Raw genomic sequence first — 10,142 nt, forward strand, 5'->3', positions numbered from 1 at the left:
GTCGTCACAGGGCGATCCGCATCGCCTGGTCGAAGTCCGCCGCCGCCCGCTCCGGCGTCTTCTTGCCGAACGCCACCGCGTCGGCGGCGTCGGTCAGCGACTTGGCCATCTCGTTCCAGACGGGCGTCTGCGGCCCGAAGTCGGCGTACGGCGCGGACGCCGCCATGATGTCGAGGGCTTTCTGGTCGGCTCCCGGCAGCTTCTCCCAGCCTTTCACCGGCGTGAGCAGGCTGGCGTCCTTGAGCTGCGTGGCGGCGATCTCCTCGCGCTGGAGGTAGCCGATGAAGTGCCAGGCGGTGTACGGGAGCCTGGACTGGTCGGCGACCGCCCACCCCCACGTGTAGGCGGGCGCGACCGGCTGCCCCGACTCCCAGCGCGGCATCGGCGCGATGTCGAAGACCTTGCCGAACGTCAGCTTGGCGCTCAGCGACGGGAACAGATCCATCGCGAACAGCCCGGACACCAGCATCGCCGCCTCACCGGTGGCGAACAGCCCGAACCCCGACAGCGGGTTCGACAGCTTGGGGTTGCCCAGGCTGCCGTAGTAGCGCAGCGCCTCGACCCCCGCGTCCGTGGCGAGCGTGGCCTTGGCGGCGTCGGGGCTGAGTATCGTGCCGCCCTTGCCCTTGACCAGGGCGAGCAACTGCATCAGCGTCCACTGCGGGTTGCCCAGGATCCACTGGAGGCCGACCTTCTTGCCGTCGGCCGAGGTCAGCCGCTTGCTGTATTCGGCGACCTCCTCCCACGTGGTGGGCGGCTTGTCCGGATCCAGCCCTGCTTCAGCGAATCTGTCCCTGCGGTAGTAGAGGTAGCAGATCGTGTAGTCGACGGGGACGCCGTACAGCTTGCCGTCGTAGGACAGTGAGCCGATCGCACGTTCGTCGTAGGCCTGGACCAGCGCCTTCTCGTCGGCCACGCCCATGGCCTTGGGGACGACCGGGGCGAGCCGGCCCTTGCGCGCGTGGCCGGGAATGGTCCAGCCGCCGACCTTGAACAGGTCGGGCGGGACATCGCCGGCGAACGCGGTCAGCAGCTTGGCGTCGAGCTTGTCGACCGGCACGTACAGCGGAGTGACATCCACACCGCCGAACTCCTGGACGTACTTGTGCAGCAGCGGGTTGAACACCTTGTCGTAGGCCTTGGTCTGGTGCAGCCAGACGGAGATCTTCCCCCGCGGCACCCCGTCGGCGGGCACGGCTTCGACCGGGTCCGAGCCGCAGGCGGCGAGCAGGCCGGATGCCGTCGCGAGAGTGGCGGTTCTGAGCAAGTCACGGCGCGTCAACCTGTTCATGCTCGACCTTCCGGTACGGGGTCAGTGGCCCCTGAGAGCGTTCTTGGCGTCGTTGAGCTCCACGGAGAACACGGTGAGGTCGCCGCGGGCGTGACGAATGGTGTATTCGAGGGCGATCCCGCTCTCGGCGCAGGTGCTGCGGGCGGTGGCCAGCAGGGCCGCGGCCATGGGCACGCGCAGCAACTCGGCGAGCCGGTAGTCGGCGTTGACCGCGCCGATCGTCTCCCGCCCGCTCGCGGGGGTGAGGCCGTATTTGGTGCGCAGCAGGTCGTACAGGGAGCCGGTGAGATCCTCGTCGAGGATGCCGGGAACCAGCTCGACCGGCAGGTGGGCGCTCTCCACCATGCAGGGCACGCCCTCGAGCAGGCGCAGCCGCTCGACGAAGACGACCTCCTCGTGCTCCCGCACCCCGAGCGCGACGGCGACGTCGGGCCCGGCCGGCTGGAGGTGAGCCTTGAGCAGCAGCGTCGTGGGCTTGCGGCCCAGCCGGGCCATCGTCTCGGTGAACCCGACCGGCCGCGCTCCCAGCTCCGGCGTCACAGCCAGCGGCGCGGTGTAGGTCCCGCTGCCCTGCCTGGCCACCAGCAACCCCTCCTGGACCAGGTCGCCGATCGCCCTCCTGGCCGTCGCCCTGCTCACGCCGGCGAAGACCATCAGGTCCTTCTCCGCGGGGATCATCGTGTTGGGCTCGCAATCGCGGATCACCGCCCGCAGGCGCTCGCGCAGCTGGTAGTAGAGCGGCACCACCGCTGATGGATCGAGCGCCAGCCTGCGTTCCCAGTCGGTCATGCGGTCCCCGCCTCAGTTGTACGGACGACCGTATCTTTCCCTCTTCATCGAGAACGTGTCAACCAACGAAGGACGAGGAGGCCGCCTTCACCCCCGCCGTGAGATCGCCGTGAGACGTTCGTGGAACGCCGAGCTCTCAGGCTGGACGGCATGGCATTGACTGACAAGACCCGGAGAGTGGTCTGTGGTTTGACGCTCGCGCTCGCCCTCTCCGCCTGTGGATTGCGAGGGCAGGCCGCCGAGCCCCCGCCTGTCCAGCCGGCTCTAGGCCTTCCAGCGGGTCGCGTTCGGGTGGACCTCGGCGACGACGCCATCACCCCCGAGATACTGGCCTGCCAGTGGGAGTGGAACGGCGAACCGGGCTTGACGTCATTGCCGAAGAGAGATGGTGCCGCCTGTCGCTTGGCCAAGGTGCCGGTCCCTGTGCCCCGGCCAGGAGCTCATCTGGTTGGTTCGCCACCGAGGACCCTGGCGGGTCGCTCAGCCTGGCAGGAATTGGTACGCCTCGGTAAGGTCCGATCTGTGGAGCGATCGAGGACCAATTCCGGGCTGGCCGAGGACTTGCTCATCGAACTGGACCGCGACACCGGGGTGCCACTGCACCGGCAGATCGAGGCGTCCATCCGCGCGAGCATCCGGGCCGGTCGGTTGCGAGCGGGTGCGTCACTGCCACCCACGCGCACACTCGCGGCCGGGCTCGGGGTTTCCCGCGGGGTGGTGGTGGAGGCCTATCAGCAACTCGTGGCCGAGGGCTACCTTGCCAGCCGATCGGGCGGTTACACCCAGGTCGCCGCGTCGATGCCGCCGGCCGCCGCCGGCGCGGGCTCCGCGGCTTCGATGGCGGCTTCGACGGCGGCTTCGACGGCGCAGCCGGCCACCCGCAGTGTCGGCTTGAGGGTCGGCTTCAGGGTCGACTTCGGGTACGGGCGCACCGACGTGTCGCGGTTCCCGCGGGCCGCCTGGCTGCGCTCGGTTCGTACCGTGCTCACCACCACGCCCAACAGCCGGTTCGCCTACCTCGACGGGCGCGGCGTGCCGGAACTGCACCAGGCCCTGTGTGACTACCTCAACCGGGTACGCGGCACGCTGGCCGTCCCCGGCAACATGGTCATCTGCAACGGTTACGGGCAGGGCATCTCGCTGCTGATCCAGGTGCTCGCGCGGCACGGCGCCAGACGGATCGCCCTGGAGGACCCCTCGTCCGTCGACGATGCCCGGGTGCTGGCCGGGGCCGCGGGACTGGAGGTGGTCGGCATCCCGGTGGGTCCGGACGGCGTTCAGGTCGACGCCCTCGACCTGGCCGACGCCGACGCGCTGGTCCTCACGCCGTCGCACCAGTGGCCAACCGGCGGGGTGCTGTCGGCGGCGGCGAGGGCCGAGGTGATCCGCTGGGCGAGGCGCCGCGGCGCGATCGTGGTCGAGGACGACTACGACGCGGAGTACCGCTACGACCGGTCTCCGGTGGGCGCCATGCAGGGCCTGGCGCCCGATCACGTCGTCTACTGCGGCACGGCCAGCAAGACGCTCGCGCCGGGGTTGCGGCTCGGCTGGATGGTGGTGCCTCCCCAGTTGGTCGCCGACGTCGCCTCGGCGAAGCTGCTCGCCGACCGCGGTTCGCCGGTCATCGACCAGCTGACGTTCGCCGACTTTCTCGGCCGCGGCGAGTTCGACCGTCACCTGCGCCGGATGCGTCCGGTGTACCGGCGCCGCCGCGACGCGCTGCTGGACGCGCTGCGCACCCATCTGCCGGATCTGCGTCCGGCCGGGATCGCCGCCGGGCAGCACGTGGTCGCCTGGCTCCCGCCCGACCTCGACGAGGCGGCGGTGGTGACGGCAGCCGCCCGGCACGGGCTCGGCATCCAGGGCATCGGGCCGTACCGGATCGCCGGCACCGGGCCCGGTGGCCTGATCTTCGGCTACGCCATCCTCAGCGAGAGCGCCATCGCCGAGGGGGTCGCGCTGCTGGCGACGGCCATCCGGGAGGTACGGGGATCCTGACGCGGCCCGTCACAGTGCCGGACGGATGTTCTGGGCCGGACGGATGTTCTGGTTCAGGTGGAACACGTTCGCCGGGTCGTAGGCGGTCTTCACCGCGGTCAGCCGGGCCAGCTTCGCGGCCGAGTACGCCCGCCGCACGCCGCGCTGCCCATCGGCCAGTTCGTCGGCCGTCAACGAGTTGACGTAGATCCCGCTGGCGTACGGCTCAAGCGAGGCACCCGCGGCGCGGGCGGCACCCATCCTGGCGTCGTCCTCGGCCGGGTCGCTCCAGCGGGCGCCGGCACCGAACTCGAACATCGTGCCGCGGTGGCTGAAGGCCGCGTCTGCTTCCGGGACATCGGCGATCGCGCCGCCGTGCGCCTGCAGGCCGACGCCCGGCAGGTCCGGGCTCGCGCTCAGGTCGGAGCCGCCGCGCAGCAGGAACGCCTCGATCGCCGCGGTGGGAAAGCTCCGCAGGTAGTGCCCCTTGGCGTAGCGGCGGTAGGCGTGGCCGCCGGTGGAGTCCTCGCGTTGCTGAAGTTCGAGGTAGGACGGTGTGGTGACGCGGGAGGCAACGGGACGCCCGAGCGCCCGCATCGCGGGCAGCAGTCGGCGGCCCTCGGCCGGGTCGCCGACCCACACGAACCCCAGCGTGGCGATCGGGCCGACGGGAGCGCTGCTGATACTGGCGGTGAACGTCGCCTGCCGGGGCGCGACGGCGTTCAGGTCGCGCCAGCCCTCGACGACCGGGACGGCGTCCTCGGCACGGAAGTCGAACTCGGCGACCATTGTCCGCGTGCCGGTGCGATGCAACTCGAACTCGAACTCGGTCACGATGCCGAAGTTGCCACCACCGCCGCGCAGGCCCCAGAACAGGTCGGGGTTCTCGGTACGGCTCGCGGTCACCACGTCGCCCTCGGCGGTGACCATCGTGTAGGAGACGACGTTGTCGCAGGCCAGGCCGTACTGGCGGGCCAGCCAGCCCATGCCGCCGCCGAGCGTGAGCCCGCCGACGCCGGTGTGGGAGACGTTGCCGGCGGTGGTGGCCAGGCCGTACGCCTGGGACGCCCGGTCCAGCGCGCCGAGCAGCGCGCCGCCCTGCACCCGGGCCCGGCGACGGGCCGGGTCGACCCGCACGCCGCCCATGGGCGTCAGGTCGATCATGAGACCACCGTCAGGCACGGCGAAGCCGGCGGCATTATGGCCGCCGCAGCGCACGCCGATCTCAAGGTCCAGTTCACGGGCCAACCGCACGGCGGCGACCACGTCGGCGACGCCCGCCGCGCGGACGATCATGCGTGGACGCCGGTCGATCATGGCGTTCCAGACGGTACGGGCGGCGTCGTAGCCGGCGTCGCCAGGCGTGAGCACCCGGCCGTCGAAGCGGGTTGCTGTCGTTGTCATGCCCCTCAGCCTGGCAGGAATCGGTACACTCGATAAGGTCCGATCCTGCCAGCCAATCGAGGACCAATTCAGAGGCCGTCATGCCCCGACCACGAGATGATCGCGATACTGCTCGGGCGGTTCGACCGCGCGATCACCTCGAACGCCACGCCGAGCGAGGCGGCCATGCACCTGGACGGCCCCTCCGCGATCATGGAGTCCCATTTTCCGTACGAGGAGCGCGAACCCCCTGGGCGTCCTGTCAACGCTGGATCGCGACGCCGATCCGCCGGACCCCCTCGGACCGCTCTGATCGTGGCTGCACCGAGATCACTGCAGGGTTTAGATCGCGGCCAGCGGCCACCTGGATGCGGCCCTTCACCTCCGGCCTTCAGGTCCGCGCCATTGCCGCCGGAGTCAAAGTCTCCATCGGCGTCGTCCACAAGACTCTCGCTGAGGCCCAGGCCGACACTCAGCGCGCCGTCGTGGCCACCGAGGACGCGGCCAGCTGACCCAGCCCCATTCGCATCAGATCGGCCAGTGGCGATAACCCGAGCCCCAACGGCTCGCTAACGCCACTGGCCGATTGGTTGCTGCCCAAGGGCCGACGCTGCTGGGCAGGGTCGATGCGCAAGAGCGGGCACTGAATGCAGGATTGCCTGAACTGTGGGGCCGTTCCGTCCCAAAGCCTCTGATCTGCAGCTCTCTGAAGCCGAATCGGTGATGCCAGAGGAATCACAGCGAGATGCTCTCGAAGAGCGAGAGCCGCTCCGCCTCAGTACTGTGACCTCGCATGACCGACACCGAGATCGAGATCACCGCAGACCTGGTCCGCGACCTGCTGCAGGAGCAACATCCAGACCTTGCAGGGCTGGCCATCCGCGAGGTGGCGGGCGGCTGGGGTAACCAGATGTGGCGCCTCGGGGACGAGCTGGCCGTGCGCATGCAGCGCATGGCCCCCACCCCGGAGCTCCAGCTCAAGGAGCGACGGTGGCTACCCGTGCTGGCCCCGCGCCTGCCGCTCCCGGTGCCGACCCCGGTGCGGTTCGGCGAACCGTCCGAGCGCTTCCCCAAGCATTGGACCGTGATGACGTGGGTTCCCGGCGAGCCGCTGGACCACGGCTCGATCAGCCGCGGCAACCACGCGGCCGACACGCTGGCGGGCTTCCTCCGGGCGCTCCACGTGGAGGCGCCCGCCGAGGCACCGGCCAGTTCGGACCGCGGCGCTCACCCCAAGAGGTGCACGGACGGCTTCGAGCAGTTCTTGCAGGCCATTGACCCCGACGCCGTCGGCGATGTCCGCGCCGTCCGGACCGTCTGGGCCGATGCCGTCGCGGCCCCCGAGTGGGAGGGCCCGCCGCTATGGGTGCATGGCGACCTCCATCCCGCGAATGTCGTCATCTCGAACGGGACGCTCTCGGGCATCGTCGACTTCGATGCCTTGTTCGCCGGCGATCCCGCGTGGGACCTCGCCGCCGCATGGGTACTGCTACCCACGGGCACGGCCTCACGCTTCTTCGACGCGTACGCGCACGCGGACGCGGCGGCGATCAGGCGCGCCCGCGGGCTGGCCGCTATGAAGAGCCTCTTCCTGATGCTCATGGGGCAGAACGGAGATCGAGGCCTTCCCGGCGGCAAGCCGAACTGGGGACCCGCAGGCCGGGCAGCACTTGATCGTGTTCTGAAGGGCGTTTAATGCAGTCAGCCCGCCTTGTCCCGGTTCTCAGCTTCCCGAACTACGAGCTGGCCGATCGGTGGCGTAACCCATCGTGGTGTTGATGTTGGTGTGACCTGCGATGACCTGTGCGATGTGCGGGGGTAGGCCCTTGAGGATGGCGTCGGTGATGAAGAGCCTTCTTCTGCCCGTACTCGCTGTGTGCGGTTGTGTTCGTGTGGCGATCGAGCAGGTGGTTTTCCATCGGGGTGTTCGCGCTGGGGTCGTCGCTCGTGTTGCGTTTCCTGGCAGGTCATGTGACGCAGATCACTAGCTTGGGGCGCTCGTAGAGCAGGTTGTCGGTGGCGCCTGCGATCGTGTCCTGCATGGGCGAGCTGGTCGAGCGAGTGGATGAACGGGATCGCGTGCTGGAAGTCGTGGATCGCGCAGAGGCGGAGCGCCGGCGATGGATGCATCGGATCGCGACGACGATCTGTCGCGATCCGATGCGGCGGATCCTCGTGCTGCGCCGGGCGGAGCAGCACACTCGCTTTCCCGGCCACTATGACGTGATGGTCGGCGGTGCCGCGGACGTGGGCGAGTCGTATGAGGACGCGGCAGCCCGCGAACTGTCCGAGGAGCTGGGCGCCGGCGTCCCGGTGCGTTTCATGTTCAAGTTCCTGTGCCGGGATGGGTTCAGCCCCGTCTGGTTCGGGGTGCACGAGGCCGTGATCACTGAGCCATTGGTTCCAGATCCGTCCGAGATCGCTTGGCATGCCTGGCTCACAGAGCTCGAACTGCGGGAGGTCGTTGATCGACGGCCTTTCGTTCCCGGTGGGCGAGAGGCGTTGCGCCGATATTTGGTAGTCGGGAACGAGGGCCGGCCGTCGACTGGCTGATCGGCGGCATCATGTCGAGTGGGTGGCTCAGCCGCATGGCCCGATTCCCTCAGCCCGGGCTGGCAGCCGACGTACTCGGGTGTCGCCAGCTCGCCAGCATCGCCGGCACGGCCGCCAGGCGGACGGCGACGTCACGCCACTGGTCGTCATCGCCGCGTGGAAGCAGGTCGACGCTGTCGCGGATGAGGTTGACCAGTCCGAACTGGCCGCGCACCATGCGCAGTGGTTCCCCGCTCGCATGCCAGGCCGACTCGGCTTCCAGGCGTTCCCACAGGTGCCCGGCGGCGTGCCGGTCGGCCTCGGAGGTCACGCGCAGTCCGGCGAGCTCGGCCAGGGTGCACCGGATCAGCTCGGCACGGGCGGCATGACCATCTGGGCTGCAGTCGGTGGCCGCGGCGAAGTCCGCCGACCTCCGCGCTGATCGGGTCGAGCGCGGCAGACTTCCCGACGTAATCATCACAAAGCTTGAAAACTGGTGTCGTCTGGTCACGGTAACCGGACCGCGTCGCCCTGCTCGTCACCGTGCATCCACTCCGCGCCATTGGCTCTTGCGGCTCATGACCGTTCGCTATATGGTACCGAGGTACCTTAATAGAGTACTTGAGTAACCGATTGGAGGCGACAATGTCCAAGGGCGACAGCGGCTGGGGTTGATCACTCGGCCGGATTCCGAAGAACATTCACGGAAGTGGCGGCCGCATCTCACTTGTGAAGAGCGGCTGAGCCGACCTGGCAAGGATGGGCCGCCGGAGTGCGCGGGCGTCGCGAGTGCCTTCTCGCGCGCCCGCGCACCGATCCGCCGAAGAGAACGGCTTCGACGGTTCCAGGACACGAGCAGGAGGAATGCGGAGCGTGCGCGCAGAACGGCCGGTGACGTTCGCCGCGCTCTTCCGCATCGGCGAGTATCGGGCGCTGTGGAGTTCCACCCTGATCTCCAGTGTCGGGGACCAGTTGGCCCGGGTGGCCCTGGCGCTCCTGGTCTTCGACCGCAGCGGTTCCCCGTTCCTCACCGCGCTGACGTACGCGCTGACGATGCTTCCGGCGCTGCTGGGCGGGCCGTTGCTGGGCGGGCTGGCCGACCGCTATCCGCGGCGCGACCTCATCATCGCCTGCAATCTGATTCGCACCGCCCTGGGCGCGGCGATGGCGCTGCCCACGATGCCCCTGGCCGTGCTGTGCGTGCTGGTGTTCGCCCTCCAGCTCGTGGACTCGCCGGAGCGAGCGGCACGTACCGCCCTGATCCGTGACGTGCTGCCCGACGACCTCTACTCGCTCGGAGTGACGGCCAACCAGCTGACCTATCAGGTGACCCTGCTGACGGGGTTCACGGTGGGCGCGGTGGTGGTGAGCACGATCGGCCCGTATCCGGCGCTGGCGGCCAACGCGGCCACGTTCGCCTGCTGCGCTCTCATCGTGTGGGCAGGGGTGCGGCGACGTCCCGCCGCCGAGCCGTCGCCGACGCGGCGGCGGACCGGCACGGCCGAAGGGGTCCGGCTGATCATGGGGTCGGCATGGCTTCGCTCCGTGCTCGCGCTCGCGCTGCTGGCCGGCTTCTACGTGGTCCCCGGCGGGCTCGCCGTGCCGTACGCGGCGCAGATCCATACACCGCCGCAGTTGATCGGGTTGCTGCTCGGCGCCATCCCCGCCGGAAACGTGGTCGGCATGTTGCTGATCGGCCGGGTGCTGCCGCACGCGGCGCAGGTCAGGACGCTTGGCCCGCTGGCGGCGGTGGCCGGGCTGCCGTTGACCGTCTGCGCGCTGCACCCCGGCCTGATCGCCTCCGTGGCCCTGTGGAGTCTCACCGGCGTGGCCGCCGCGTACCAGGTGATCGCGCAGGCCGAGTTCGTCCGTGCCCTGCCCAGCCACCGGCGCGGCCAGGCTCTCGGCCTCGCGGTTCCGGCGATCACCGCCGTCCAGGGCGTGGGACTGCTGCTCGGCGGGGTTCTGGCCGACCACATCGGCCCCGCGACCACGATCGCGGTCACCGGCGCCGCGGGGGTGGTCACCGGAATACCGCTGGCGCTGGTCTGGCGCAGAGTTCGTACGACCACGACGCTGTCTCCGGCCGTCCCCCAGGACCGCATGGACGCTTAGTGGTCTCGCCCGTAAGTTCTTCGGGGGTTCACGTAGCTGCTGGTAGTGCGGCAGG

General features: G+C 69.6%; 9 protein-coding genes. 4 read left to right on the forward strand and 5 right to left on the reverse strand.

Annotated features, from left to right (window positions below; translation table 11 throughout):
* Window positions 1-4 precede the first annotated feature (4 nt).
* Together ACFPZ3_RS54015 and ACFPZ3_RS70265 are read right to left on the reverse strand one after the other, a co-directional pair.
* On the reverse strand, window positions 5-1,282 hold the full coding sequence (locus ACFPZ3_RS54015; protein WP_379522255.1) for an extracellular solute-binding protein: 1,278 nt from the start codon (window positions 1,280-1,282) through the stop codon (window positions 5-7).
* Window positions 1,283-1,312: 30 nt separating this feature from the next.
* Window positions 1,313-2,080, reverse strand: coding sequence for a GntR family transcriptional regulator (locus tag ACFPZ3_RS70265; protein WP_417629172.1), 768 nt, complete (start codon window positions 2,078-2,080; stop codon window positions 1,313-1,315).
* A gap of 522 nt (window positions 2,081-2,602) precedes the next feature.
* On the opposite strand from ACFPZ3_RS70265, the gene pdxR reads away from it, so the two are divergent.
* Entirely contained in the window at window positions 2,603-4,078 is a 1,476-nt protein-coding gene (gene pdxR / locus ACFPZ3_RS54030) for a MocR-like pyridoxine biosynthesis transcription factor PdxR (RefSeq protein WP_379522256.1), read from the forward strand.
* A gap of 9 nt (window positions 4,079-4,087) precedes the next feature.
* Here pdxR and ACFPZ3_RS54035 read toward each other — a convergent pair whose 3' ends face one another.
* Complete coding sequence (locus tag ACFPZ3_RS54035; RefSeq protein WP_379522257.1) at window positions 4,088-5,461, reverse strand: FAD-binding oxidoreductase; 1,374 nt, start codon at window positions 5,459-5,461, stop codon at window positions 4,088-4,090.
* A gap of 68 nt (window positions 5,462-5,529) precedes the next feature.
* Window positions 5,530-5,655 carry a hypothetical protein gene (locus ACFPZ3_RS54040; RefSeq protein ID WP_379522258.1) on the reverse strand — a complete coding sequence of 42 codons (126 nt, stop codon included), beginning with the start codon at window positions 5,653-5,655 and terminating at the stop codon, window positions 5,530-5,532.
* A 578-nt stretch (window positions 5,656-6,233) separates the two neighbouring features.
* On the opposite strand from ACFPZ3_RS54040, the gene ACFPZ3_RS54045 reads away from it, so the two are divergent.
* A complete protein-coding gene (locus tag ACFPZ3_RS54045) occupies window positions 6,234-7,136 on the forward strand; it encodes an aminoglycoside phosphotransferase family protein (protein ID WP_379522259.1) in 903 nt (300 codons plus the stop codon).
* A 344-nt stretch (window positions 7,137-7,480) separates the two neighbouring features.
* On the forward strand, window positions 7,481-7,993 hold the full coding sequence (locus ACFPZ3_RS54050) for an NUDIX hydrolase (protein ID WP_379522260.1): 513 nt from the start codon (window positions 7,481-7,483) through the stop codon (window positions 7,991-7,993).
* Window positions 7,994-8,042: 49 nt separating this feature from the next.
* Here ACFPZ3_RS54050 and ACFPZ3_RS54055 read toward each other — a convergent pair whose 3' ends face one another.
* Complete coding sequence (locus tag ACFPZ3_RS54055) at window positions 8,043-8,450, reverse strand: DUF885 family protein (protein ID WP_379522261.1); 408 nt, start codon at window positions 8,448-8,450, stop codon at window positions 8,043-8,045.
* A gap of 395 nt (window positions 8,451-8,845) precedes the next feature.
* On the opposite strand from ACFPZ3_RS54055, the gene ACFPZ3_RS54060 reads away from it, so the two are divergent.
* A complete protein-coding gene (locus ACFPZ3_RS54060) occupies window positions 8,846-10,087 on the forward strand; it encodes an MFS transporter (RefSeq protein ID WP_379522262.1) in 1,242 nt (413 codons plus the stop codon).
* The last annotated feature ends 55 nt before the right edge of the window (window positions 10,088-10,142 follow it).

The organism is Nonomuraea insulae (assembly GCF_042656245.1).